Source organism: Agrobacterium larrymoorei, assembly GCF_013322225.1.
GTDB lineage: Bacteria > Pseudomonadota > Alphaproteobacteria > Rhizobiales > Rhizobiaceae > Agrobacterium > Agrobacterium larrymoorei_A.
This window is the reverse complement of sequence record NZ_JAAMFB010000011.1, coordinates 106979-133273: the sequence shown is the minus strand read 5'-3', so window position 1 is coordinate 133273 and position 26295 is coordinate 106979. Positions and strand designations below refer to the sequence as shown.

Genomic DNA, 26295 nt, shown 5'->3' with positions numbered 1-26295 from the left:
GCCGAGATCAGGTGCCGACGCCGATTTCAGCAAGGCGCGTGAGACAGGCCTCTTCGACGTTGTCCAGTTCCGCAAGGGTCTCTTCGATATCCTTGCGCTTCTGGCGAAGATCGGCTCGCTTTTCGTCTACCTTCTTCATAAGAAGTTCGAGCTGACCAGATTCGCCCGGTGGTTCTTTATAGACCTGAATGATTTCGCGAATTTCAGCGATGGTAAAGCCGATACGGCGACCTCTGAGGATTTCCTGGATAAGCCTGCGGTCTGCGGTGCGAAACAGGCGCGTGCGTCCGCGACGTTCGGGGTGAATAAGCCCTTCATCTTCATAAAAACGCAGTGTCCGGGTGGATACTCCGAATTCACGCGTTAGTTCGGTTATGCTATAATACTTATTCAAGGCTTCATCCGATTCTGTAGCCTCGGCCCGAAACTGAACTATAGATTTCGGAAATCCGGTGCTCAAACAACACGATAGAGCGTCAGATTCGGTTATGATTATGCTCTCCGCGCCCTCTTGAAACCATTATCATTGACCTTCACGTAAAAGTCAATTTTCGAGCATTCAACCGGATATTCCAAACCACCATGTCGCCAGTCCAAGAAACGCAAAGAAGCCGACGATATCGGTGACCGCCGTTACGAAAACTGCGGAAGATACGGCTGGATCAGCCCCCACCTTATCCAACAGAAGCGGTATCAATATCCCTGCAAGGGCTGCAGCAAACATATTGATAAGCATTGCGGTGGCGATGATCCCGCCGATATTTGCGTCATGAAACCACATGCCCGCCACAACACCGATGGCGCTGCCAAACAGCGCACCGTTCAGTAGCCCCACTCCCGCTTCACGGCGGATGATGCGGGCAGCGTTGTGAATATCGAGATTCTTTGTCGCTAGCGCTCGCACTGAAACGGTCATCGTCTGTGAACCCGCATTGCCGCCCATTCCGGCGACGATGGGCATCAGGATGGCGAGCGCCACGATCTGCTCGATGGTCGCGTCGAACAGACCGATTACCGAAGCGGCCAAAAAAGCCGTTACCAGATTAACTGCCAGCCAAGGCACGCGGGAACGCGAGGTATCCTTGATCGAGTCTGACAATTCCTCGTCGCCGACACCGCCAAGGCGCAACAGGTCTTCCTCGGCCTCTTCCTGAATGACGTCCACCACGTCATCGATTGTCAGCACGCCAACGAGACGCCCATTATTATCGACCACGGCCGCAGACAGAAGGTCGTACTGCTCGAAAAGCTGAGCCGCTTCTTCCTGATCCATCTCCGCGGGAATCGGATGGTTCGTGTCGTGCATGATGGTTTCGATCTTCACCTGCCGCTTTGAGCGGAGTACGCGGTCAAGATCTAGGGCGCCCATCAATTTGAAGGTCGGATCGATGACGAAGATTTGGGAGAAGGATTCGGGCAGTTCCTCTTCCTCACGCAGATAGTCTATTGTCTGTCCGACCGTCCAGAACGGAGGCACAGCCACAAATTCCGTCTGCATACGGCGACCGGCAGAGCTTTCCGGGTAGTCCAATGCCCGCAGCAGCCTGACACGCTCGGTAAACGGCAACTGGGAAAGAATGTCCTCACGGTCTTCCCGGTCTAGGTCTTCCAGAATGTAGACAGCGTCATCCGAATCCAGCTCGCCGATACCGGCAGCAATCTGCTCGTTCGGCATCTGCTCGACAATATCGAGACGGATGCCCTCATCCACCTCGGTCAGCGCCGTCATGTCGAAGTCTGAGCCCAGCAGACGAACCATCGCGTGGCGCTGCTCGGGCAGAATGGACTCGATCAGATCGCCGAGTTCGGACTCATGTAGACGTGCAACGTTTTCGCGCAGGAAAAGTACGTCGCGATCCGCGATAGCAGCACCCACCATCGCCAGAAAATCAGAGCGGATGGATCCATTCTCGGCATAAATATCCGCCATGACTTCGGGGCGTTTGGTTTCTTCCGGCATGGGATGATCGTGGTCGGCTTGTGTCAACTTGCGCCCCCTTTACCGGAAAAATGATGCCTGCTTCGCGAACGGCAGGAGAATGGCTTTTAAATATACATTGTCAACAACCGGTTAGGCGAAAAGAAGTTGCATCAAAACCGCTTTGAATAGCTGACCGCGGGGACTTCTTTAATCAGAAATCCTTCAATAGCTCCGGTCTCGCTAACGGGCCAAATCTCGGCTGCACACCGAGCATATTTCCGGCGCGGCCAATAATTTCCCGAACGATCGGAGCTGCTGTAAAAGCAGCCTGCCTGCCACCTTTTTCGCCTGTCATCGGAGCGTCGATGATGGAGAGGACGACATATCTTGGCTTATCCATGGGGAAACCTGCAAGAAAGGCATTGAAGTTCATATCCGAAGCGTAACGTCCGTTTATGACCTTATCCGCGGTGCCGGTCTTCCCTCCCACATGGAAGCCCTCAACTTGTGCTGCCCGGCCAGAGCCGTTTTGTCCATTCCAGTTGAAGAGATAGCGCATATCCGCACTCGTTTTTTCGGTAATGACTGGCGTGGCAAAGGCCTGTGCCTCGTTTACCGAGCGAGGCAAAAACGTGGGTGGCAACAGCTTGCCACCATTCAACAAAGCAGCTGCCGCAACGGCGGTTTGTAACGGTGTCGTCGCTACGCCGTGGCCAAAAGAAATGGTCACGGAATTGATCTTCTTCCATGCGCGAGGCTGCGTCGGCGTCGCAACACCTGGCATTTCCGTATTCATTTTCGTCAGCAGACCAAGCTTCGTCAGGAACGCCTGATGGCCTTCGATACCCACCATGTCCGCAACCGCCGCCGTGCCGATATTGGAGGAGTATTGAAACACTTCAGGCATCGTCAAGATGCGGTTCTTGCCGCGAAAATCCCGGATGGTGAAGCCACCCATGCGGATCGGCCTTGAAGCATCGACAACGGAATTCAGCGTTATCTTTCCTGCATCCAGCCCCATCGCGAGCGTGAAGCTCTTGAACGTCGAGCCCATTTCAAAGGTGGCATTGCTGATGCGGTTAAACCAGCCCTTCTCATATTCCTTATCGACGCTGCCATCTGGCAAGGTTCGCGAAGGCTGATTAGGGTCGTAGTCCGGCACGGAAGCCATGGCCAGGATTTCGCCTGTCTCAACATCCATGACAACAGCGCCGGCGGCCTCTGCTCGATAGTCACGCATCGCACGAAACACTGCTTCGCGGACCACGTTCTGAACCCGAAGATCGATCGACAACCGCACGGGCTCCAACGGTCCTTCACCTGTCAGACCGGCAGCGCGCAATGCTGCAAAGCCTTGCTGGTCTATATATCGCTCCATACCAGCAAGCCCTTGGTTATCGATGTTCACATGACCAACCACATGCGATGCGGTTGCTCCACCAGGGTAAAACCGCCGCTTCTCCGGTCTGAAGCCGATGCCCGGAATGCCAAGTTCGAGAATAGCCGCCTGCTGTTTCGGCGTTATCTGCCGCTGGAGCCATTGGAACCCGGAATCGGAGCGCAACCTCTTGTGTGTTTCCGCCCAGTTCAAACCCGGAATAACGGTATCGAGCTTTTCGACCACCTCGTCGGCATCAACGATCCTGCGAGGCTCAGCGTAAAGCGAAACCATGTTCAGATCTGTCGCCAACATCTCTCCGTTTCGGTCAATGATGTTTGGACGGGACGCAACGCCTGCTCCAGCGCCGATAATTGTTTGCGTAAGCTCAGGCTCCCTCACTCCATACTGAACGAGCCGAACGCCCACCACAGCATAAAGTCCAACGAACACTGCAACGGTAATGCCGAGACGCTGGCGCGACTGGCGTCTGCGCTTTGCTATATTTAGACCAATATGGCGGCCATTCGACCATCCATTTCGTTGCAGGTAAAAATGCGCACGGCTTCGCAGCCGCACGGTAAAGGCAATGATGCTCATTCCGAACGGATCCAAATTCAGCCACGCCAATGCGGAAGACGCCTGCTGGCTACTTAAAACGAATGCAGTAATCCGGCACGCTTGAACGAAAGTCGCGCCGTATTTAAAGTTGCAGTCAATCCGTAAACAGAATCTTAATTGGCGCACGCAGCGCACAAGCGTTTATGTCTATAAGGTTAATGCGCGACGGGAGTGGACCAATTTTCGCACACATACGGTTTAGGCTGCGATGATCCCGCCAACGTGAACGCGGGGTGCGTCATTCTAACGCAGATACAAGTTGACATATGGCAGTTATGCGAGAATCTGAATGACAAATTGTCGCAGACTCTTAATCGACCGGGCTGGCACCCGGATCGAGCGGCACAAAACTAAAATAGATCGGAAAGAGACCTTAAAATGGGCAAGATGGATTTCATCGGCAAAGCCTCCTCTGCTGCTGGCGGTTGGGGCGCACTCAAAAGCGTTGGCAAGCGTCTGCTGGAATCGGGCGCACCGATTTCCGGCGCTCGAACGCTGTTGAAGGCCAATCAGCCCGATGGTTTCGATTGCCCCGGCTGCGCATGGGGCGACCCGGAGCACGGCTCTTCTTTCGAATTCTGCGAAAACGGTGTTAAGGCCGTGGCGTGGGAAGCAACCGAGGCCCGCGTGCCGCCGGAATTCTTCTCCACACACACCGTTGCAGCACTCAGTAAATGGGCCGATTACGATCTGGAAAAGCAGGGCCGCCTGACGGACCCGCTACGTTACGACCGCGCCACGGACAAATATCTTCCGGTTTCGTGGGACGAAGCATTCTCGGAAATCGGCAAGATCTTGCGCAGCCTCGACAATCCTGACCGCGCCGAATTCTATACCTCAGGTCGTGCCTCCAACGAAGCTGCATTCCTTTATCAGTTGATGGTTCGGCTTTACGGCACCAACAACTTCCCCGACTGTTCGAACATGTGCCATGAGGCCAGTGGCGTCGGTTTGAAAGCGTCCGTGGGCGTCGGCAAGGGTACGGTTCTACTAGAAGATTTCGAAAAGGCAGACGCGATCTTTGTCATCGGTCAGAACCCCGGCACCAACCATCCTCGCATGTTGGGCGATCTGCGCCGCGCCGCCATTCGCGGTGCGCGGATTGCCGTGTTCAATCCCATCCGTGAAAAGGGGCTGGAGCGCTTCACCGACCCGCAGGATAAGCTGGAAATGATCACCGGCGGCAATACCAAGATTGCCACCAATTATTACCAGCCGCGCCAGGGCGGCGACATGGCCGCCGTGCGCGGCATGAGCAAGGCGATTTTCGCTGCTGACGATGCCGCCCGCGCCGCGGGTAAGCAAGCCATCATCGATTATGACTTCCTTGCGGAACATGCCGTGGAGTTCGAAGCTTACCGCGCAGCGGTCGAGGCAACGAGCTGGGAGACTATTCTCGATCAGTCCGGCCTCACGCGTGAGCAGATCGAGGAAGCAGCGGGCATTTACATGAATGCCGGTTCTGTCATCACCACATGGGCGATGGGTATTACACAGCACAAACATTCCGTGATCACCATCCGCGAAATTACCAATTTCATGCTGCTGCGCGGCAATGTCGGTCGTCCGGGTGCGGGGCTTTGCCCCGTTCGTGGCCATTCCAACGTGCAAGGTGACCGCACGGTGGGCATCGATGAGAAAGCCCCGCCTGCCCTGCTCGACGCGCTGGAAAAAGAACTTGGTGTTTCGATGCCCCGCAATCGCGGCCACAACACGGTTGAAGCCATCAGCGCCATGCTGGACGGCAAGGCAGAGGCCTTCATCGCGCTCGGCGGCAACTTCCTGCGCGCAACACCCGATGGCCCACTGATCATCGAAGCGTTCAAGAAGCAGAAGCTGACGGTCAACATCGCGACCAAGCTGAACCACTCGCATCTGGTTCCGGGCGAAACCTCCTTCATCCTGCCCTGCCTTGGCCGCACCGAAATCGACCGCAATTCCAAGGGTGCGTCGCAGATCGTGACCGTGGAAGATTCCATGAGCATGGTCCACGGCTCCGGCGGTATCAACGAACCCGCTTCGAAGGAACTGCGCTCCGAAGTCGCCATCGTCGCCGGTATTGCGGAAGCGACCCTCGGCAACGACCGCGTTGACTGGAAGGCTCTTGCGGATGACTACGACCTGATCCGCGATATGATCGAGCGCGTCATTCCGGGGTTCCAGAGCTACAATGAGCGCGTTCGCGTGCCTCGCGGCTTCCATCTGCGCAACGCCGCGGCAGAGCGTGAATGGAACACACCAGCAAAGAAGGCGACATTCTTTACGGGCGCACTGCCGGAAAAGACAGAGCATCAGGAAGCGCTCAGCAAGGACGGCATCTTTGTGCTGCAAACCTTCCGCAGCCATGACCAGTACAACACCACGATCTACGGTATGGATGACCGTTACCGCGGCGTCTACGGTGAGCGTCAGGTCATCTTCATGAACCCGAAAGACATGGAAAAACTTGGCGCTCACGCCAAGCAGCGCGTAGATGTTATCGGTGAATATGGAGACGGTATCGAGCGCATCGCCGAAAACTTCCGTCTTGTGCCTTATAACATTCCGGAGGGAAGCGTCGGGGGGTATTACCCGGAGCTGAACGTTCTCGTCCCTCTTCACAGCTATGGAGATGGCAGCTTTACGCCAACCTCCAAGTCCGTATTGGTTTCGGTTCGCCTACGCGCCGAGGCTGAGGCAGCCTGATGGATGAGGATCAATCCGCCGCGCGCTTTCTGGCCGTGGTGGAGCAGATCGAAAAGACGGCCCCGGTTGTGATTGACGCTACCGGGGCCGCACTTATTGCAGCCATTTACCTTGGCATCGGCAGCGACAGCCGCAGCCTCTCCAACAAGCTCGGCATTGCCCATGCCATCGCTCTGAGAAGCATCAGTTCTCTCTCAGGCCGCTTGCTGAAAGTGGCAAAGCGCGATACGCGGACGCAGCGAACATTCATCGAGTTGACAGATGAGGGAAAGGCGCTGGCCCATTCTGCGTCGGACGTGCGGTTAAAGCGCACGCTTTCCGAATCCTGACATCGGAGAAATCATGGCAGTACGAAAGATTGCATCCTATCCCGATGCGGCGCTTAATACGCGTTGTGAACCCGTGAGTAGTTTTGGACCCGAACTCGCCGCACTCCAACAAGACCTGGTCGATACAATGCGCGCAGCTCCGGGCGTTGGCATAACTGCTGCCCATATCGGAATTTTCCAGCGCATCTTCGTTCTCGAGTTGAAGGCTGGCGACATAATGACGTATGTCAATCCGGCCATCATCGAAACATCCGAGGAAACGATGCGCCATGTGGAAGGCAGCGTTTCCATGCCGGGCTTTACGGATGAACTGGAGCGGCCCGCAAGAGTTTCGCTCAGATTTCAGGACACCGCCGGAGAATGGCGCGAAGAAACAGCAGAAGGTTTCCACGCCACCTGCATTCAGCATGAGATCGATCAGCTCGACGGGATGTTCTGGATCAAACGCCTGTCAAAGCTTAAGCGAGACCGACTTATCCGCAAATGGGAAAAGTCTCATCGTTGATTACTTACTGTGAGATGGAACGCGGCATTTCCGTGGAGCGTGTTGCTGACCGTGCAAATTTTCTCTGCCTCTTGCGCAATAGCCTGCTTGGTGTCCTGATCGAAATCACCATCGATCGTCAGCACCATATCGAACCGCACTATGCGCGCAGGCTCTCCGTCCGACTTTTCGCCTGTGACACGCGCATCAACAGCCTTGAAACGATCCAGCAAATTCATACGGCTCGCCGCGATGCGCGCACTTAACACCAGGCAGGCTGCCAGCGACGAATAAAGCAAATCGAGTGGATTGAAGCCGGGTTCGGATGCCGCCGTCACCACTGCCAGCGTACCGCCTGTTGGTGTCACCAACTGAGGATGACCATTGCGTCCGAGTGTGGCCGTTGCACCTGTCTCGCGCTTCTTCACCCTCAACTCACTCATGCAATCTTTCCAATCCGGTTTTCCGCAAATTCATTTTGCACAATGGAACCAAAATATAAGCTCGCGCTTTTACTCACGCAACGGTGATCGCGCCGTTACCCTATTTGTAAAAAAGGAGCTGGGACATATGGTTACTGGAACACTCGTCAGCATTTTGATCACCTTTCTCGTCATCGTTCTCGTACTTTGGCTGATCGCTCGTCTGCCTGTCGGTGGCGGCGCAAAGCAGATCGCTCAGGTTATCGTGATAATCATCGGCATCATTTCGCTGTTGAAGTACCTCGCAGTATTTTAATCCCGACATTTATAACTACCAAAAGGCGGCCTCTTTGCCGCCTTTTCTTTTGCGCTTTATAGCGAGCGTGTCCAAAATTAAATGGGAACCCGCCCTGACTATCCGGGTTCGAAGGGGCGCACGGCAAGCGTATCATTGCGCCGCCGTCCTTCCCCCACCTCACCCCCGTAAGGAGGGTTTCCTTTTGGATGAGGAACTACAGATCACTAAACGCATTCCTCTTGAGACAAAGGAGGCCGTGATGGAGCAACTTACAGAACTTCGCCAACAGATCGCCCAGGATCTGGAAACCTTATCTCGAACGGAAAGCCCAAAATCCATCTTCGAGATCGCCGATGATTATCTCTTGGGAAACCCCAATCTCAAACGACAGGTCGTTGAAGACATCATCAAACAAGAAGCAGATAAACGCTCAATCGACATTCACTGATGCGGAGCAGCGTAAACAGAAAACCGGGCGCTTCTGCACCCGGTTTTTTTCGTTCAGCTACGTGCTGCGGGCAATCTCAGAACTCTTCCCAGTCCTGCTTCACTGCTGCATTGCCGTTGAAGGCGGATGCGACCTTGCGACCAAGCGCGCGGGCCGGTGATGGTGCGGAGCGTTCGGTTGGGGTGACTGCACGAACCGGAGCCTCGTAGCCACCGGCAAGCTTGAACTGGCTGAGCAACTGGTTCAGCGATGCCGCCTCACGGGCCAAGCCATGGCTGGCAGCGGTGGATTCCTCCACCATCGCCGCATTCTTCTGCGTGTCCTGATCCATCTGGTTCACAGCCGTATTGATCTGCTGCAAGCCCGAAGACTGCTCCTGCGCCGATTCCACGATCGCCATCACATGCCGGTTGATCTCCTGCACTTCCGCCACGATGGTTTCCAGCGCACGGCCCGTCTCGCCCACAAGCTCCACACCCTCCTGAACCTGGGTATTGGAGGTGTTGATCAGCGCCTTGATATCCTTGGCGGCACTTGCGGAGCGCTGCGCCAGTTCACGCACCTCCTGCGCAACAACGGCAAAGCCCTTGCCCGCCTCACCCGCACGCGCTGCTTCCACACCGGCGTTCAGTGCCAGCAGGTTGGTCTGGAAGGCGATCTCGTCGATCACGCTGATGATGTTGGAGATTTCTGACGAGGACTTCTCGATCTGCTCCATCGCAACAACGGCCTTGCGCACCACATTGCCCGATTGTTCGGCACCGGTGCGGGCACGGCTGACCAGTTCGCCTGCTTCCTGCGCGCGCCGGGTAGAATCCTTCACCGTCGTGGTGATCTCTTCCAGAGCAGCGGCGGTCTCTTCGACCGAGGCTGCCTGCTGTTCGGTGCGCTTGGCCAGATCGTCGGCGGCAGAGCGGATTTCATTGGCGCCCGCATCGATACCTCGGGCATTGTTGGCCACGCGTGACAGCGCCGACTGAAGCTTTTCGGCAGAGGCGTTGAAGTTCTCGCGCACCATGTCCAGATGCTGGGCAAAGGGCTGGCTGATGCGATAGGACACATCGCCTTCGGACAGACGCGACAGCGCATCGGCCAGATTATCGACCGCAAACTGCGTATCCGCCGCTTCCTTCGCCTTCTGCTCCTCGCGGGCGATCCGTTCCTTCTCAGACAGGCTGCGATTGGCGTCCGCCTCCTGTTCCAGACGCACCCTTTCCTGCGCGTTTTCAAGAAACACACCGACAGCGGCGGCCATTGAGCCGATCTGATCGGTGCGATCTCTACCCGGAATAGAGACGTTGAGATCTCCCGCCGCCAGCCTCTCCATTGAGGACGTCATTTCCGTGACCGGACGAATGACGATTCTTTTCAGTGCGAAGGCCAAACCAATCACAACAATGATGATGGAGAGTATGGTCGCAACCACCGCTGCTGCGCGAAATTCCTCGACGGGCAAATAGGCCGCCTTGGCATCAACGGCGAAACCGAGATACCACTTTGCAGAAGCAAGCCCTGTCACGGGTATGAAGCTCACAAGTTGAGCTTGCCCATCCCGTACAGTTTCACTCATCCCTGAACCTATGGCAGGGGTATTTTCAGGAAAAAGATCGGCAAGCGACTTCGTCACCATCCCCGCATCGGGATGGATCAGGATTTTCCCGTCACTGTTTACAAGAAAGGCATACCCCTGGCTTCCGATGTCTAACGATGCGATCATGCCAGAGAGAGCTTTAAGGGAGAAATCACCGCCCATGACGCCGCGCAATTCCCCTTTAGTACGCACGGCAGAAACTGCGCTCACCACAAGTTCACCGGTGTTGGAGTCAGCATAGGGTTCCGTCAGGAACGGCACATTAGAGCTAACGGCATCCTGATACCACGGACGCTTACGTGGATCGTAACCGGGTTTGACGGGTCGTTCGGGCGAGGTAACGAATGCGCCGTTTGATTCGACACCGAAAAACGAGAGAATGAATTCCGAGGCAAGCGCTTCGTTCTTAACGAATTCCTTTATTTCCGTATCGTCTGATGTGAACGCGATCTGACGTGCAAGAACATCGATCATTGTGATCCGCCCGTGCAGCCAGTTAGCGATGCTCTGGCTCGCTTGCTGTCCAGCAGCATTGATCCCTCGCTCGACAGAAACGGTTGTCGCAGACCGCTGAAGATTGTCGAGATAAACCGCAAAAACAGCAAATGAAACAAACACGCAAGCAGATGCAGCGATCAATATCCGCGTGAGAAGTGTAGTTTTACCGGCCAAAATTCTGTCCCCCAGACATAAGCCACCGATTAAATCCGGTATCGTAATACGTGCGCAGTTTGATACCTGATGATTATTTCGGCAGGTTGCTTAGGGAGCCTTAATGAACGGTTGCTTGGCACATGAGAGAAGTTGCATTCAAACGTCGATTCATAAAGTAAAAACGCACATCTAATCATTGCTGACCTGAGATCAGATAAGCTGTCATACAGATAACTTCTACTTAGTCGAAAAGTAAAGCGAGACTGAGCGTCCCGTTCGTGCAGGATCAACGCAGCACCTGGTGCGCCGCTATCAATCACCGGGTACAAATCGCGTCGCAGAAATCGAAGCTATTAAAGCATCTGAGAATCCGGGCCATGCTTCATTGGCCAGGGAACGACGAGTATTCGTAATTTGAGAGGGAGCGTTAACAAACGGAACAAAGCCGTTGTTAGAAAAAGAAAAACCCGCCGAAGCGGGTTATCTTTGGTGCGGTCGAGAAGACTCGAACTTCCACGGGTTGCCCCACAGCGACCTCAACGCTGCGCGTCTACCAATTCCGCCACGACCGCATCGTGGTAGGGCCGACCTGCGTCGACGGAGGTGCATGTAGCAAAAGGATTTTCAGCGCACAAGAGCGTCGTGACAGTTTTTTGAAATTAAAAATCGGTGGCTTCGTAACTATCTAGAAGAAGGCCGGAAATGCTGGGGTTGCCGCACTCATCTCATTCTGCCAGAAGGCTGTGGAAAGGACTTCACCATGCTCACACGCACCGATCTGACCACCAAAATGTTCGCAAATCCCGACTCTCCGCCTGTGCGCTGGCGAATCTCGGATGGATTGGTGCCTTATGAACAGGCCATTGAGGAAATGGAGCGTGAGGTAGCGGCAATTGCGACGGGCGAAGCGCACGAACTCGTCTGGCTGCTGGAGCATCCCCCGCTTTATACCGCAGGAACCAGCGCCGACTCAGCCGATCTGATCGAACCAAACCGCTTTCCAGTCTTCGCGACGGGTCGCGGAGGGGAATACACTTATCATGGTCCGGGTCAGAGGGTTGTCTATGTGATGCTGGATTTGAAGCGCAGGCGTCAGGATGTCCGCGCATATGTTGCAGCACTGGAAGACGTGATCATCCGTACGCTCGACAAAATGAATATCAAGGGTGAGCGCCGTGAGGACCGGGTTGGCGTATGGGTTCAACGTCCTGAAAAACCTCTCCTGCCCGACGGAGGAGTCAGCGAAGACAAGATTGCTGCCTTAGGCATTCGTTTGCGGAAGTGGGTGAGCTTTCACGGATTATCTATCAACGTCGATCCTGATCTGTCGCATTTTTCTGGCATCGTTCCGTGCGGCATCACCCAATATGGTGTAACCAGTCTTGTCGATCTGGGATTGCTTGTTATGATGAGCGATGTCGATGTTCTGCTGCGAGAATCCTTCGAGGAGGTATTTGGGCCGGTAGAGACCGACAGAGAGACTTCTCGCTGATCCCACCGGCGAACTTTCTTTCCAGCAAGGCGTTGCCAAACGTCTGGCAGACCTTCTTGTCTGTCGCCGATTGTTCCACAACACAAAGATAGGTGAATCACATGTTCACGACTTCTGCTTATGCCTGCGATGATGGCTCCTCCCCGCTCAAACTCGCGACGATCAAACGCCGCGATCCTGGTCCTCGGGACGTGGAGATTGAAATCGAGTTCTGCGGCGTATGCCATTCGGACATTCATACTGCGCGCGGCGAGTGGGCGGGTTCGCTCTATCCTTGCGTTCCCGGCCATGAAATCATCGGTCGCGTTGGCCGCGTTGGCGCTGAAGTGACAAAATTCAAGACTGGCGAACGTGTCGGTGTCGGCTGCATCGTCGATAGCTGCCGCGAATGCGCAAGCTGCGCCGAAGGTCTTGAGCAATATTGCGAAAACGGCATGACCGGTACCTATAATGCGCCGGACAAGGCCATGGGTGGAGACGCACATACGCTCGGCGGATATTCCAAGCATGTGGTTGTGGATGACCGCTACGTGCTGCGTATTCCTGAAAGCCTCGATCCCGCTGCCGCAGCGCCGCTGCTCTGCGCGGGCATTACGACCTATTCGCCTTTGCGCCACTGGAATGCTGGCCCGGGCACGCGAGTTGGCGTCGTCGGCCTTGGTGGCCTTGGTCACATGGCGGTCAAGCTTGCAAATGCCATGGGCGCGACGGTGGTCATGATCACAACGTCTCCGGGCAAGGCAGAAGACGCCAAGAAACTTGGCGCGCATGAAGTCATCGTTTCGAAAGATCCGGAACAGATGAAAAAGGGTACGGCCAGCCTTGATCTCATCATCGACGCCGTTGCTGCCGATCACGACATCAACGCTTACCTTGCGCTTCTGAAGCGCGATGGCGCGTTGGTACAGGTCGGCGCGCCCGAGAAGCCACTTTCCGTACATGCTTTCAGCCTCATTCCTGGCCGTAAGACTTTTGCGGGTTCGATGATCGGTGGCATCCCCGAAACACAGGAAATGCTGGATTTCTGCGCCGAGAAAGGCATTGCTGCCGACATCGAGATGATCAATATCGACCAGATCAATGAAGCTTATGAACGCATGATCAAAAGTGACGTGCGTTACCGCTTCGTCATCGATATGAACAGCTTGCCGAAGCAGGCAGCCTGATCGATCTTCTAAAGGGCGCTGCGGCGCCCTTTTTATTTGATCGATAGCAGGTGGGTCAGCATGTCCGAACGACAAGGCGTCAGTCATTCAGTACAGGGCATGCTCATTATGGCGGTCTGCATGCTGGTGCTGCCGATCATGGACGCAATCGCCAAATACATGGCTGTCGTGGAGGGTATGTCGCCCGCACAAGTGACGTTCTATCGCTTCTTCTTCCAGCTTGTCTATACCCTGCCCTTGTTGCTCGTACTGTCACCGAGAGCCCTGATTTCGGCAAAGCGGCCCTGGGTCAACCTGCTGCGTGGTGTCCTTCATGCAGCCGCCAGCCTGATGTTCTTCGCCGCCGTGAAATACATGCCGCTGGCAGATGTCTTTGCCATCTATTTTGTCGAACCTTTTCTCCTGACCATCATGTCCGCACTTTTTCTCGGCGACCGGGTTGGCTGGATGCGGTGGACGGCGATTGCAGTTGGTTTTGCTGGCGCGATGATCGTCATTCAGCCCAGCTTCGAGGTGTTTGGCTGGGTATCACTCCTTCCGATCGCGTGCGCTTTCCTTTTCACGCTCTATCTTTTCCTCAACCGCGCCATCGGAAATGCCGATAGTCCGTTGGTGATGCAAACCATGTCTGGCATTGCCGGCACGATCTTCATGGGAATAGCCTTGTTGATCGGTGACAATCTGGGAGATGTGAACTTCGAAATGTCTCTGCCGGGCTGGGGACACGGACTCGCGCTGCTCGTCCTGCTCGGCTCAATTTCCGGCTACATGCATCTGCTCGTCGTAAAAGCTTTTCGACTGGCACCGCTTTCACTGCTTGCGCCGTTGCAGTATTTTGAGATCATTTCTGCCACCGCTTTGGGCTATCTGCTATTCAGTGATTTTCCGACCGCCTCAAAATGGTTGGGCATCGGCATAATTGTCGCATCTGGCTTGTTCATTATCTGGCGGGAGCGTCGCAACTCACAACGCACCGGGCTAGTGGACGTCGCAGAAGTTTGAGGAATTGCCGCATCTGCACTTGTTCATAAGTTGATCGTGGGGCAAAAGTCCCCTCAACCCTAAAAGCACGTAAAGGAGACGACACGATGGACGTTCGCGCCGCAGTCGCCGTTCAGGCAGGCAAGCCATTGGAAGTTATGACCGTTCAACTTGATGGCCCGCGTGCCGGTGAGGTGCTGATCGAGGTCAAGGCGACCGGCATTTGCCATACGGACGATTTTACCCTCTCCGGCGCGGACCCGGAAGGTCTTTTCCCTGCGATCCTCGGTCATGAAGGCGCAGGCGTTGTGGTTGATGTTGGTCCGGGTGTGACTTCGCTCAAGAAAGGCGATCACGTCATTCCGCTCTACACGCCGGAATGCCGCGAGTGCTATTCCTGCACCTCGCGCAAGACCAACCTCTGCACGTCGATCCGCGCGACGCAGGGTCAGGGCGTGATGCCGGATGGCACATCGCGCTTTTCCATCGGCAAGGACAAGATCCACCACTATATGGGCTGCTCTACGTTCGCCAATTTCACTGTGCTGCCCGAAATCGCGTTGGCAAAGATCAACCCCGACGCCCCTTTCGACAAGGTCTGCTACATTGGTTGCGGCGTAACGACCGGCATCGGTGCCGTCATCAACACGGCCAAGGTTGAGATCGGCTCCACCGCCATCGTCTTTGGTCTGGGCGGCATTGGCCTTAACGTGCTGCAGGGCCTGCGCCTTGCCGGTGCGGACATGATCATCGGGGTCGATATCAACAATGATCGCAAAGCGTGGGGCGAAAAGTTCGGTATGACGCATTTCGTCAACCCGAAGGACGTCGGCGACGACATCGTACCTTATCTCGTCAACCTGACGAAGCGTGGTAACGACCTGATCGGCGGAGCGGACTACACCTTTGACTGCACCGGCAACACAAAGGTCATGCGTCAGGCGCTCGAATCGTCCCACCGCGGTTGGGGCAAGTCCGTCATCATCGGCGTTGCCGGTGCCGGTCAGGAAATTTCGACGCGTCCGTTCCAGCTGGTCACGGGCCGCAACTGGATGGGAACTGCCTTCGGCGGCGCACGCGGTCGCACGGACGTGCCGAAGATCGTCGACTGGTATATGGAAGGCAAAATCCAGATCGATCCGATGATCACCCACACAATGCCGCTGGAAGACATCAACAAGGGCTTCGACCTGATGCACAAAGGCGAAAGCATCCGTGGTGTCGTCGTCTACTAATCCTCTGATTTGATTAAAAAAGGCTGTGGGACGTGAGTTCCGCAGCCTTTTTGACGGTTGCCGTTTAAGATCGGGACAACGGTATTTTCTGAACCTGGACTAAACCAATTTCCGGTCGCCCGTGGCGAACTTCGCCTTCAACAGGCACTCATCGTACTCTGATTCAGGCGTGGAATCGAAAACGATCCCCCCTCCTACGTTGAACGTAGCTGTTCCGTTTTCGAACAGCGTCATGGTGCGTATTGCGACGGAAAACCTCATGTCGCCGTGGGGTGAAATATAGCCGATAGCACCGCAATAGGCGTTTCGCGGACCAATTTCCAGGTCGTGCAAAATTTCCATCGCCCGCATTTTCGGTGCTCCTGTAACGGAACCGCAGGGGAAAATCGCTGAGAAAATATCGGTCAGCGTCATATTCGGCAGGAGCTTTGCCCGCACATGGCTAACCATCTGGTGAACGGTAGGATATGTTTCGATCTCAAATAGTTTTGGCACATCGAGCGTGCCGACTTCCGAGATGCGCGAGATATCGTTACGCAGCAAATCTACAATCATGCGGTTCTCGGCAAGAGTCTTATCGTCGTGCCCCATGGCCGCGATGATCTCTGCATCCTCCCACGTCGTCGCTCCGCGCTTGACGGTACCTTTCATCGGGTGTGTCTCAAGCCAACCTTTAGCATTCACCGAAAAGAAGAGTTCGGGAGAACGGGAGAGGATGACCGGTCCGCCGAAATCGATCAAAGCCCCATATTTGACGGGCTGCCGTTCTATTAAAGACCAAAAAGCAGATAATGAATCTCCATGCCACCGTCCGGTGATAGGCATGGTAAGGTTAGCCTGGTAACAATCTCCCTGCCGTAAGTGCTGGTGCAATTTTCGGAATTGCGTTTCATATTCCTTGAACGACCAGCCGAGCTTAAGGTCGCTCAAAAAATCATCGGGATTCATTGTTTGCAAGGGCTTAATGGCCGCTCCAGAGTCACTCACCGGTGACATGAAGACGCCGAAGCAGAGCAATGGAACATCGCGCGCACCCTCTGCAAGTGGTGCAAGTTTCTGCTCGAACAGATATCCCGCCTCGTAAGACACATAGCCGGCTAAATACTTGCCCGCCTTGCGAGCGCTTTCCATTCGCTCAAGTGCGGGAAAGAACTGCTCAATCTCAGTCGCGAGTATGATTTCTTCCGGCTTCGCAAACAGTGTTACGGTGCCGGTCGTATCGTCACGAAAGAGAACATAGGGTGCAGTCAGCAAATTCGATTACCCGAAGAAGAAATCTCACAGGGGATCGATATCGCCTTTCGCCCACATTTCAATGGTCTCGGCATAGAAATCTGCAAAGCGACCTTCTTCGATCGATTTGCGAATCCCCTGCATTAGTTCCTGATAATAGGCGAGATTGTGCCAGGACAGCAGCATGCCGCCCAGCGCCTCGTTGGAGCGTGCAAGATGATGCAGATAGGCACGCGAGTAATCACGCGTGGCAGGGCAGTTGGATTGTTCGTCTAGCGGGCGCATGTCTTCGGCATGGCGGGCGTTGCGGATGTTGACCCTGCCGCGACGGGTGAAGGCCAAACCGTGACGGCCGGATCGGGTCGGCATGACGCAGTCGAACATATCGATACCGCGCGCAACGGATTTCAGAATATCATCCGGTGTGCCGACACCCATCAGGTAGCGGGGCTTTTCTGTAGGCAGCACCGGCAGCGTGGTGTCAAGCATCGACAGCATCACATCCTGCGGCTCGCCCACTGCGAGACCGCCGACGGCATAGCCCTTGAGATCGAGCTGCTTCAACCCCTCGGCAGAGCGGATGCGAAGATCCGGCTGGTCACCGCCCTGCACGATGCCGAACATGGCCTTGCCCGGCTGCTCACCAAAGGCAACGCGGCAGCGTTCGGCCCAGCGCAGCGACATTTCCATGGCGCGCTCGATTTCCTTGCGCTCGGCAGGCAGCGCCACGCATTCATCGAGCTGCATCTGGATATCCGAATCGAGCATTCCCTGAATTTCGATGGAGCGTTCAGGCGACATGTGGTGCAGCGAGCCATCGACGTGGCTCTTAAAGGTCACGCCCTTCTCGTCCAGCTTGCGCAGGCCCGAAAGCGACATGACCTGAAAGCCGCCGCTGTCTGTGAGGATCGGGTGTGGCCAACGGATCAGCTCATGCAGGCCACCCAGACGCGCCACGCGCTCTGGGCCGGGGCGCAGCATGAGGTGATAGGTGTTGCCGAGAATGACGTCAGCACCAAGTTCACGCACCTGATCCAGATACATGGCCTTGACAGTGCCAACCGTGCCGACGGGCATGAAGGCAGGTGTGCGGATCACGCCGCGCGGCATCGCAACTTCGCCGAGGCGCGCGCCGCCGCTGGTTGCTTTGAGGGTGAAGGTGAAGTTCTCGTGCATCATATTTTCCGGAACAGCAGGCTGGAGTCGCCATAGGAATAGAAGCGGTAGCCGGTTTCGATGGCATGGGCGTAGGTCGCCCGCATCGTCTCAAGCCCGCAGAAGGCCGAAACCAGCATGAAGAGCGTGGATTTCGGCAGGTGAAAATTGGTCATCAGGATGTCGACCGCCTTGAAGCGGTACCCCGGCGTAATGAAAATGCCGGTGGCACCGGACCAAGGACGGATTTGCCCGTCGTTACCGGCAGCGCTCTCGATCAAGCGCAGGGAGGTGGTGCCAACGCAAATGATGCGCCCGCCACTCGCCTTTACGGCGTTTAGCTTCTCGGCGGTCTCTTGAGAAACATAGCCGATTTCGAGATGCATCTTGTGGTCTTCGGTATCATCCGCCTTTACCGGCAGAAATGTGCCAGCACCCACATGCAACGTCACGAAATGCCGCTCGACACCCGCCTTATCCAGCGCCTCAAAAAGCGCTGGCGTAAAATGCAGTCCGGCGGTGGGTGCAGCGACAGCACCTTTTTCCCGCGCATAGATTGTTTGGTAATCTGTCTGATCCTGCGCGTCTTCCGGACGTTTCGCGGCAATGTAAGGCGGGAGAGGAATATGGCCGACGGAAGCGATGGCTTCGTCCAGAACAGGACCAGAGACATCGAACAGCAGCGTGATCTCGCCCTCGTCGCCCTTCTCTTCCACCGTCGCCTCGAGGAAAGTCAGACCACAGGCATTATCGCGCTCGTAGCCGAAGCGAATACGGTCACCCTGCTTGATGCGCTTTCCGGGCCGCGCAAAAGCCTTCCAGCGGCTTGCATCAGCGCGCATGTGCAGTGTGGCGGAAACGGCTGTTTCCTGTGCACCCTCGCGCAAGCGAACGCCGTGCAACTGGGCAGGAATGACGCGCGTGTCGTTGAACACCAGCGCATCGCCGGGCTTCAGGAATGTCGGCAGGTTGAAAACCTGATGGTCGGTCATGCGGTCCGTGTTCGGATCGACCACGAGTAGGCGTGCGCTATCCCGCGGATGGGCGGGGCGCAGGGCGATGTTCTCGTCGGGGAGATCGAAATCGAACAGGTCTACACGCATTTACTGGCTCTTAAAATTCAAAAGGTCTGCTCCAAATTCCTTTATTCCTGTTGCTTGTCACAAGAATGAAGGGACTCGCAGAATATCAAAACCCGCCCCGCAGCAGTCTGCGAGGCGGGCTAACTGTCTATATCCTACGCTCAGGCGGCAGAAGCGAGGCGGATGGAGACGATCGAGTCAGGGTCCTTTACAGGCTCACCCTTCTTGATCTTGTCGATGTTATCCATACCTTCGATGACCTGACCCCAGACGGTGTACTGCTTGTTCAGCCAGGGAGCGTCCGTGAAGCAGATGAAAAACTGCGAGTTAGCAGAGTTCGGGCTCTGCGAACGGGCCATGGAGCAGGTTCCGCGAATGTGCGGGATGGCGGAGAATTCAGCCTTCAGGTCTTCCTTTTCAGAGCCACCCATGCCAGCGCGAGCCGGATTGAAATCTGCGGAGCCCTTCTTGCCGAACTTTACGTCGCCGGTCTGCGCCATGAAATCGGCGATGACGCGGTGGAATACAACGCCATCATAAGCCTGCTCGGAAACAAGCTCCTTGATGCGGGCAACGTGGCCCGGAGCAACGTCAGGCAAAAGCTGGATCACGACCTTGCCGGTCGTCGTCTCCATGATGAGGGTGTTTTCCGGATCTTTGATCTCGGCCATGGTATCTCTCCTTGCTATGTGGGCTGAACGCCCGTTTTTACGTCGTGGCGCCGAAGTTATTTCTTGCTGACAGTGACCTTAACCATGCGGTCAGGATCGGAAACTTCACCGTTCCCGCCAGCACCCTTCTTGATCTTGTCCACATTTTCCATACCGGAAACGACTTTACCGACGACCGTATATTGTCCGTTCAGGAATGCACCCTGATCGAACATAATGAAGAATTGCGAGTTCGCGGAATTCGGGTCCTGCGAACGGGCCATGCCGACGGTGCCACGCTCGAAAGGAACCTTGGAAAACTCGGCGGGAAGATCAGGCATATCGGAACCGCCGGTACCTGCGCGTTGCGCGCTATAACCCTTATTCATGTTACCGTACTGAACATCGCCCGTCTGCGCCATGAAGCCGGGAATGACGCGGTGGAAGGCCACGCCGTCATAAGCACCCTGCTTGGCCAGCGCTTCGATCTGCGCCACATGCTTCGGCGCGACATCTGGCATCAGCTCGATAACCACCGGACCATCCTTCAGCTGAATGGTAAGCAGGTCCGCAGCGGACGCGATGGTGCTTGCGGTCAAAGCGCTGACGAACATGGCGCCAGCAATGGCAGCGTTTAGCAATTTCATTTGGATTGGCTCCGCATATGCCGAAACTAGTGTTTCAGCTTGGTGTTAAGGGCTTCAAGCACGGCTTTGGGCACAAAGGCTTCCACATTGCCGCCCATTGATGCGATCTGGCGAACCAATGTGGCCGTAATGGGCCGGGATGCCGTTCCGGCCGGTAGGAAAACCGTCTGGATATCCGATGCCATCTGCCTGTTCATACCCGCCATCTGCATTTCATAATCGAGATCGGTACCATCGCGCAGACCACGAACCAAGAGCGCCGCACCGTGTTCGCGAGCAGCATCCACCACGAGGTTGCCAAAGGAAACGACGCGAAGTCGCTTGCTCTGACCCGGCAGCCCCTCTTCCAGAGACTTGCGAATGAGTTCGGCACGCTCATCGAAACTGAACATGGGCGCTTTGCCGGGATGAATACCAATTGCCACGATAACCTGCGACGCCACGTTCAGCGACTGGATAAGTACATCCAGATGTCCGTTAGTCATGGGATCGAAAGATCCGGGATAAAAGGCAATCGTCATATCGCTCTCGATACTTCCGTTATTGCTGGCCTTTTGTCATGGAAGCCCAAGCTCTGCAAGACTAATGCCTTTAAACGCTGCAACTTCTCCAGGCTATTCCGACGCTGAACGACGGATGAATGACCCATTCAGCGCTGCTTCAAAGGCAGATCATTAAAAGTATCGACATCGATAGCAACCGGGCTGGATGGCCCATCGGAGAAGAGGATGCTGGTGTTCATGATGATCCTGACAATCGCGACATCTCTCGTCGTCGAATATGTCTTCATGGATTGACGTGAACTGCCGATTTCCTGAACGCCAGATGAATAGGGCATTCAAGGAAGCTTCAGAGCGTCGATGCTAATCGATTTTTTACGATAATTCGGAACCTCGACTCGGATCGTGCGTTCAGATCGCAGACAAAGGAACGGACACATGTTTGCTAAAGAAAAACAGTCGACTTCGGCGAAAATCGGCGTGATCAGCACGGCTTGGACTATGTTGGTCATAGCGATGCTCGCGACGACTTTCAGCCTTTACGAGCAGAAGCCGCAGCAGGGCCCGGAATTTCCGCAGCTCACATCCCGCGATCAGTACATGAATTATTACTGATAAACGGGCAAATCCAATCTCCCGGAGTAAAATGCCATGATTACAGTTTTGACAGTGCTATCAGCCCTTATCAGCGTAATGTTCGTGGCATCCGTGGTCTCGGTTGTTGCCGAGTTGCGCAAGGAAGATGAGGATTTGAGAGAGATGTTGGAACGTTCGAAAGCGTTCTAAGACTTCGCTCTCCGTTCAGGTTTAGTCACAAAAATTAGACCGTCCGTTTATCGGGCGGTTTTTATTTATCTGGTCAAGTGCCTTACGCGTCAGCCACCCATCACTGCTTTCTCACGGCGTTGTTTACGTTGCTCGATAGAGAACCGATGTTTTTCAAGGGATTTGCCCTTCAATTTCCACATCGATTGATTTAAGGAACCCCGATAGACCCGGCGTAACGGGCGATATTGTGAGGTTTCCATAACGATGCTCGATTCCCTGAGAAGTGCTTCAAAAACTCTTGCGGCAAAGCTGCTTCTTCTTCTCCTCGTCGTCTCCTTTGGCGTATGGGGCGTTTCCGCATCGCTTATGTCCACAAATTCCCATGCCGTCATGACCGTTGGCGACCAGACGGTTACGCCGAACGAGTTCCGTTTTGCCTATCAGCGTCAGGTCGCGGAAATCGGGCAACAGTTCGGCACGCGTCTGACGACCGAGCAGGCGAAAGCGTTCGGCATCGATCGTCAGGTGTTCAACCAGCTCGCCGCAGGTGCTGCGCTGGATGAGCTTGCCGCGAACATGAAGCTAGGGCTTTCCGAGGATCGTCTGGCGAACCTGATTGCAGAAGACCCGGCGTTCAAAACACCGGGTGGCCAGTTCGACCGTGCACTGTTTAGCCAACGTCTGCGCGGCGCGGGCTTTAATGAAGACGATTATGTCGAAGAGCGCAGCAAGGTTGCCGTTCGCAGCCAGATTGTAGACGCCATTTCTGATGGCTTCACGCCGCCGCAGGTTCTGGTCGATGCGCTGAAGCAGTATCGCAACGAACAACGTTCCATAGAATATGTGCTGTTGTCCAATGCCAATATCGATCCCGTAAAGGCGCCGGGCGACGACGTTCTCGCGCCATGGTTCGAAACGAACAAGGCACAGTACCGCGCACCGGAATATCGCAAGTTCAGCTACGTGAAGCTTGAGCCATCCGACATCGCCAATCAGGATGCGGTGACCGACGTTCAGGTTCAGGAATACTACAACAAAAATCAGGACAAGTTCCGCACCGCTGGACACCGCACCATCGAACAGCTGGTGTTTCCAAACAAGGAAATGGCCGAAGCAGCAGCTACGCAAATTCGCGCTGGCACCACCACCTACGATCAGGTTGTGAAGGATCAGGGCAAGCAGCCGGCTGACGTTCTTCTGGGCGAATTTACCAAGGATACGATTCCCGATCCGGCGCTCGCAGACGCAGCTTTCGGCGTCCAGAAGGATGGCGGTATTTCACCAGTGATCGACGGCGCTTTCGGTCCGGTCATCCTGCGCGTGACTGGCATTCGTGGTGACAGCGTCAAATCGCTGGAAGAGGCCCGCGAGGAAATTCGGACTGAGCTCGCCACCGCGAATGCTGCCGAAGAACTGAACAACGTTCATGACCGTTATGAGGACCTGCGTGGCGGCGGCTCTTCGCTTGCCGACGCCGCCACCCAGCTGAACCTCAAGCCGGTGACGATCAACGCTATCGACTCCAGTGGTGAAGACGAAAAGAGCAATCCTGTTCAGGGTCTTCCAACCTCTGAACTTGTGGCCGAAGTCTTCAAGACCGAACCGGGCACGGAAGCGCCCGCTGTCAACATCGGTCGCGAAGGTTACGTTTGGTTCGACGTCGAGCAGATCACGCCTCCTCGCGACCGTACGCTGGACGAAGTTCGGGACCGTGTGGTCGCTGACTGGACCGCTGAACAGCAGCGCACTGCCCTCGCCGCAAAGGCAGATGAGCTGAAGGCCCGCGCTGAAAAGGGCGACACCTTCCAGACCATCGCTGGCGAAATGGGTCTCGCGGTAGAAACAAAGATGGGCCTGCGTCGCAACAGCGAAGATGCGCTGCTCGGCCAGCAGGCTGTTGGTGCTGTCTTCTCCGGCGCGGAAGGGCTCGTTGGCGCGGCGCCCGTCGCCGAAGGCTCCAGCCGCATTCTCTTCAAGGTAACGGAAGTCAACGTCAACGCTCCTGCGGACGCGCTGGATGGCAACGACCAGCAAGTGACGGCAATGGCAAGAGCCGCTGGTGACGACATGCTGGACCAGATGGTCAACCGCCTTCAGAATGATTACGGTGTGACGATCAACCAAGCCGCAGCCGATCAGGCCATGACCGCATACTGATAAATCCGGGGAAGCACGCATATGGCTGAATTGAAGCCGCTGATTGCCAAGGTTGCGAATGGCGAAAGCCTGAACCGGGAAGAAGCCCGGCAGGCATTCGACATTCTGATGTCTGGCGAGGCAACGCCCTCGCAGATCGGCGGCTTCCTGATGGCGCTTCGCGTACGGGGTGAGACGGTGGATGAAATCGTCGGTGCCGTGTCCTCGATGCGCGCACGCATGCTGCCTGTTTCCGCACCGGCTCACGCAGTGGATATCGTAGGCACCGGCGGCGACGGCCTCGGTACATACAACATATCAACTCTCGCCTCGATCATCGTGGCGGGAACGGGCGTTCCAGTCGCAAAGCACGGCAATAAGGCGCTCAGCTCGAAATCCGGCACAGCCGACGCACTCTCGGCGCTCGGTGTGAAGCTTGATATCGGCCCTGACCTGATCAGCCGTTGTATCAACGAGGCCAGGCTCGGCTTCATGTTTGCGCAACTACACCACTCCGCCATGCGCCATGTCGGCCCGACACGCGTGGAACTCGGAACCCGCACGGTTTTCAATCTGCTTGGCCCGCTTTCAAACCCGGCAGGCGCGAAGAAGCAACTCCTCGGCGTCTTCTCACCGCGCTGGCTGGTGCCGATTGCCGAAGTACTGCGCGATCTCGGCTCGGAGACTATCTGGGTCGTGCATGGCGATGGCATGGATGAAATCACCACCACCGGCGTCACCCATGTCGCAGCACTCGAAGACGGAAAGATCCGCACATTCGATCTGACACCGAAGGATTTTGGCGTCGCTTCTGCTACAATCGATGACCTCAAGGGCGGTGATGGCATTTTTAATGCCAATGCATTGCGCGGCGTTCTCGGGGGACACAAGAATGCCTATCGCGACGTTTCGCTTTGCAACGCCGCCGCAGCCTTGGTAGTGGCCGGCAAAGCGGAAACATTGACCGAGGGCATGAAAACCGCGAGCGCATCGCTGGATGAAGGCAAGGCCGCAGCAGCTCTCGATAGGTTGGTTGCGGTTTCAAATGAAGAGTAAGGCAGGGTCATGAGCGACATTCTGAAAAAGATCGAAGCCTACAAACGCGAAGAAATCGCTGCCGCAAAATCAAAGGTCTCGCTTGCCGATCTAAAGGCCATGGCTGCAGACCAGACCGCGCCGCGTGGTTTTTATAACGCTCTCATTCGCAAACAGGCCGAGGGCTCCTTCGGGCTGATCGCAGAGATCAAGAAGGCCAGCCCTTCCAAGGGCCTCATTCGCCCAGATTTCGACCCACCTGCTCTGGCAAAGGCCTACGAAGCCGGGGGGGCTGCCTGCCTTTCCGTGCTTACCGATACACCGAGCTTTCAGGGCGCGCCGGAGTTTCTGACCGCTGCACGTAACGCCTGTTCCCTGCCCGCTCTGCGCAAGGACTTCATGTTCGAGATCTACCAGGTGCATGAAGCGCGTGCCTGGGGTGCGGATTGCATTCTGCTTATCATGGCGTCGCTGTCCGATGACGAAGCGAAACGTCTTGAAGACGAGGCCTTTTCTCTCGGCATGGACGTTCTGGTGGAAGTTCACGACGAAGAAGAGACAGAGCGTGCGCTGAAACTCGCCTCCCCACTGCTTGGCATCAACAACCGCAATCTTCGCACTTTCGATGTCAGTCTCCAAACCAGCGAGCGGCTTGCTGCCATGGTTCCGGCAGACAAGCTGCTGGTGGGTGAAAGCGGCATCTTCACGCATGAGGATTGCCTCCGGCTTCAGAAATCCAACATCAGTACCTTCCTCGTCGGTGAAAGCCTGATGCGTAAGGACGACGTGGCTGCCGCGACCCGCGCGCTGCTGACCGGCGAAAACGGCGTTCTGGCAGCGGAATGAGCGGAGACGTAAAACTCACCCACATCGGCGCATCCGGCGAAGCGCACATGGTCGATGTTGGCGACAAAGCGGAGACCGTTCGCGTCGCCGTGGCCGAAGGCTTCGTGAAGATGAAGTCTGAAACGCTGGCGCTGATCCGCGATGGCAACGCCAAAAAGGGTGACGTGATCGGTACCGCACGCCTAGCTGGGATCATGGCCGCAAAGCAGACGGCAAACCTCATACCGCTCTGCCATCCGCTGATGATTACCAAAGTTACGGTGGATATTTCCGTGGACACCGCCCTCCCAGGTCTTCGCGTCGAGGCAACCGTCAAGCTTTCGGGCAAGACAGGCGTCGAGATGGAGGCACTGACTGCGGTTTCCATCGCCTGCCTGACGATCTACGATATGGCGAAGGCTGCGGATAAGGGCATGGAAATTGGCTCAATCCGACTGCTGGAAAAAAGCGGCGGCAAGTCAGGCAATTACAAAGCTTGAGGCTTTTGATGCAATGTGTTCGACGGACATCAAAAACCAAGTCGGTAGCTGCCTTTACT

27 protein-coding genes and 1 tRNA gene are annotated in these 26295 nt (G+C 55.7%); 15 read left to right on the top strand and 13 right to left on the bottom strand.

Going from position 1 to position 26295, the window contains the following annotated elements; genetic code table 11:
• Positions 1–7: 7 nt before the first annotated feature.
• From G6L28_RS06775 to G6L28_RS06765, 3 genes are all read right to left on the bottom strand, one after another.
• On the bottom strand, positions 8–394 hold the full coding sequence (locus G6L28_RS06775) for a MerR family transcriptional regulator (RefSeq protein ID WP_174063023.1): 387 nt from the start codon (positions 392–394) through the stop codon (positions 8–10).
• 165 nt (positions 395–559) lie between these two features.
• Entirely contained in the window at positions 560–1960 is a 1401-nt protein-coding gene (gene mgtE, locus G6L28_RS06770) for a magnesium transporter (RefSeq protein WP_174063091.1), read from the bottom strand.
• 172 nt (positions 1961–2132) lie between these two features.
• The gene (locus G6L28_RS06765) at positions 2133–3899 is read right to left on the bottom strand and encodes a peptidoglycan D,D-transpeptidase FtsI family protein (protein WP_174063022.1); all 1767 of its coding nucleotides are present in this window, start codon (positions 3897–3899) and stop codon (positions 2133–2135) included.
• A 399-nt stretch (positions 3900–4298) separates the two neighbouring features.
• Between G6L28_RS06765 and G6L28_RS06760 the strand changes: the two genes are divergently transcribed.
• From G6L28_RS06760 to G6L28_RS06750, 3 genes are read left to right on the top strand one after another with little or no spacing between them, the layout of a single operon-like run.
• A complete protein-coding gene (locus tag G6L28_RS06760; RefSeq protein ID WP_174063021.1) occupies positions 4299–6605 on the top strand; it encodes an FdhF/YdeP family oxidoreductase in 2307 nt (768 codons plus the stop codon).
• Positions 6605–6934 carry a hypothetical protein gene (locus G6L28_RS06755; RefSeq protein ID WP_174063020.1) on the top strand — a complete coding sequence of 110 codons (330 nt, stop codon included), beginning with the start codon at positions 6605–6607 and terminating at the stop codon, positions 6932–6934. The genes G6L28_RS06760 and G6L28_RS06755 overlap by 1 nt, the downstream gene beginning before the upstream one ends.
• A gap of 13 nt (positions 6935–6947) precedes the next feature.
• Positions 6948–7439 (top strand): peptide deformylase, encoded by a 492-nt coding sequence (locus G6L28_RS06750; protein WP_174063019.1) that lies wholly within the window; start codon positions 6948–6950, stop codon positions 7437–7439.
• Here G6L28_RS06750 and G6L28_RS06745 read toward each other — a convergent pair.
• On the bottom strand, positions 7430–7861 hold the full coding sequence (locus G6L28_RS06745) for an OsmC family protein (protein ID WP_174063018.1): 432 nt from the start codon (positions 7859–7861) through the stop codon (positions 7430–7432). The genes G6L28_RS06750 and G6L28_RS06745 overlap by 10 nt on opposite strands.
• Before the next feature lie 127 nt (positions 7862–7988).
• On the opposite strand from G6L28_RS06745, the gene G6L28_RS06740 reads away from it, so the two are divergent.
• The gene (locus G6L28_RS06740) at positions 7989–8156 is read left to right on the top strand and encodes a Thivi_2564 family membrane protein (RefSeq protein ID WP_174063017.1); all 168 of its coding nucleotides are present in this window, start codon (positions 7989–7991) and stop codon (positions 8154–8156) included.
• A 184-nt stretch (positions 8157–8340) separates the two neighbouring features.
• A complete protein-coding gene (locus tag G6L28_RS06735) occupies positions 8341–8586 on the top strand; it encodes a hypothetical protein (RefSeq protein ID WP_234902485.1) in 246 nt (81 codons plus the stop codon).
• A 76-nt stretch (positions 8587–8662) separates the two neighbouring features.
• On the opposite strand, the gene G6L28_RS06730 is transcribed toward G6L28_RS06735, so the two are convergent.
• Positions 8663–10849, bottom strand: coding sequence for a methyl-accepting chemotaxis protein (locus tag G6L28_RS06730; protein ID WP_174063016.1), 2187 nt, complete (start codon positions 10847–10849; stop codon positions 8663–8665).
• A gap of 469 nt (positions 10850–11318) precedes the next feature.
• A tRNA-Leu gene (locus tag G6L28_RS06725) sits at positions 11319–11403 on the bottom strand.
• A 188-nt stretch (positions 11404–11591) separates the two neighbouring features.
• Between G6L28_RS06725 and lipB the strand changes: the two genes are divergently transcribed.
• The 4 genes from lipB to G6L28_RS06705 all read left to right on the top strand — a co-directional run bounded on the left by lipB (position 11592) and on the right by G6L28_RS06705 (position 15705).
• Positions 11592–12323, top strand: a complete 732-nt coding sequence (lipB, locus tag G6L28_RS06720) for a lipoyl(octanoyl) transferase LipB (protein WP_174063015.1) — start codon at positions 11592–11594, stop codon at positions 12321–12323.
• Between the two features lie 101 nt (positions 12324–12424).
• Positions 12425–13489: an NAD(P)-dependent alcohol dehydrogenase gene (locus tag G6L28_RS06715; RefSeq protein ID WP_174063014.1), complete on the top strand. Its 1065-nt coding sequence runs from the start codon at positions 12425–12427 to the stop codon at positions 13487–13489.
• 60 nt (positions 13490–13549) lie between these two features.
• The gene (locus tag G6L28_RS06710) at positions 13550–14491 is read left to right on the top strand and encodes a DMT family transporter (RefSeq protein ID WP_174063013.1); all 942 of its coding nucleotides are present in this window, start codon (positions 13550–13552) and stop codon (positions 14489–14491) included.
• A gap of 86 nt (positions 14492–14577) precedes the next feature.
• On the top strand, positions 14578–15705 hold the full coding sequence (locus tag G6L28_RS06705; RefSeq protein WP_174063012.1) for an S-(hydroxymethyl)glutathione dehydrogenase/class III alcohol dehydrogenase: 1128 nt from the start codon (positions 14578–14580) through the stop codon (positions 15703–15705).
• Positions 15706–15804: 99 nt separating this feature from the next.
• Here the strand turns inward: G6L28_RS06705 and G6L28_RS06700 are convergent, their stop codons facing one another.
• The 7 genes from G6L28_RS06700 to G6L28_RS06670 form a co-directional block, all read right to left on the bottom strand.
• Entirely contained in the window at positions 15805–16959 is a 1155-nt protein-coding gene (locus G6L28_RS06700) for an aminodeoxychorismate synthase component I (RefSeq protein ID WP_174063011.1), read from the bottom strand.
• A 24-nt stretch (positions 16960–16983) separates the two neighbouring features.
• The gene (gene tgt / locus G6L28_RS06695; RefSeq protein ID WP_174063010.1) at positions 16984–18114 is read right to left on the bottom strand and encodes a tRNA guanosine(34) transglycosylase Tgt; all 1131 of its coding nucleotides are present in this window, start codon (positions 18112–18114) and stop codon (positions 16984–16986) included.
• Positions 18114–19196, bottom strand: a complete 1083-nt coding sequence (gene queA, locus G6L28_RS06690; RefSeq protein WP_174063009.1) for a tRNA preQ1(34) S-adenosylmethionine ribosyltransferase-isomerase QueA — start codon at positions 19194–19196, stop codon at positions 18114–18116. The genes tgt and queA overlap by 1 nt, the downstream gene beginning before the upstream one ends.
• A 140-nt stretch (positions 19197–19336) precedes the next feature.
• Positions 19337–19846, bottom strand: coding sequence for a peptidylprolyl isomerase (locus G6L28_RS06685; RefSeq protein WP_174063008.1), 510 nt, complete (start codon positions 19844–19846; stop codon positions 19337–19339).
• Between the two features lie 56 nt (positions 19847–19902).
• Complete coding sequence (locus G6L28_RS06680; protein ID WP_174063007.1) at positions 19903–20472, bottom strand: peptidylprolyl isomerase; 570 nt, start codon at positions 20470–20472, stop codon at positions 19903–19905.
• A gap of 26 nt (positions 20473–20498) precedes the next feature.
• A complete protein-coding gene (gene coaD / locus G6L28_RS06675) occupies positions 20499–20993 on the bottom strand; it encodes a pantetheine-phosphate adenylyltransferase (protein WP_174063006.1) in 495 nt (164 codons plus the stop codon).
• A gap of 128 nt (positions 20994–21121) precedes the next feature.
• Complete coding sequence (locus tag G6L28_RS06670; RefSeq protein ID WP_174063005.1) at positions 21122–21310, bottom strand: hypothetical protein; 189 nt, start codon at positions 21308–21310, stop codon at positions 21122–21124.
• Between the two features lie 100 nt (positions 21311–21410).
• Between G6L28_RS06670 and G6L28_RS06665 the strand changes: the two genes are divergently transcribed.
• The 6 genes from G6L28_RS06665 to moaC all read left to right on the top strand — a co-directional run bounded on the left by G6L28_RS06665 (position 21411) and on the right by moaC (position 26236).
• Positions 21411–21587: a hypothetical protein gene (locus G6L28_RS06665; protein ID WP_174063004.1), complete on the top strand. Its 177-nt coding sequence runs from the start codon at positions 21411–21413 to the stop codon at positions 21585–21587.
• A 36-nt stretch (positions 21588–21623) separates the two neighbouring features.
• The gene (locus tag G6L28_RS23045) at positions 21624–21758 is read left to right on the top strand and encodes a hypothetical protein (protein WP_272955837.1); all 135 of its coding nucleotides are present in this window, start codon (positions 21624–21626) and stop codon (positions 21756–21758) included.
• Between the two features lie 246 nt (positions 21759–22004).
• A complete protein-coding gene (locus tag G6L28_RS06660; RefSeq protein WP_174063003.1) occupies positions 22005–23897 on the top strand; it encodes a peptidylprolyl isomerase in 1893 nt (630 codons plus the stop codon).
• 21 nt (positions 23898–23918) lie between these two features.
• Positions 23919–24932 carry an anthranilate phosphoribosyltransferase gene (gene trpD / locus G6L28_RS06655; protein ID WP_174063002.1) on the top strand — a complete coding sequence of 338 codons (1014 nt, stop codon included), beginning with the start codon at positions 23919–23921 and terminating at the stop codon, positions 24930–24932.
• Positions 24933–24941: 9 nt separating this feature from the next.
• On the top strand, positions 24942–25757 hold the full coding sequence (trpC, locus tag G6L28_RS06650) for an indole-3-glycerol phosphate synthase TrpC (protein WP_174063001.1): 816 nt from the start codon (positions 24942–24944) through the stop codon (positions 25755–25757).
• Positions 25754–26236 (top strand): cyclic pyranopterin monophosphate synthase MoaC, encoded by a 483-nt coding sequence (gene moaC / locus G6L28_RS06645; RefSeq protein WP_174063000.1) that lies wholly within the window; start codon positions 25754–25756, stop codon positions 26234–26236. Before trpC ends, moaC begins: the two co-directional genes overlap by 4 nt.
• The last annotated feature ends 59 nt before the right edge of the window (positions 26237–26295 follow it).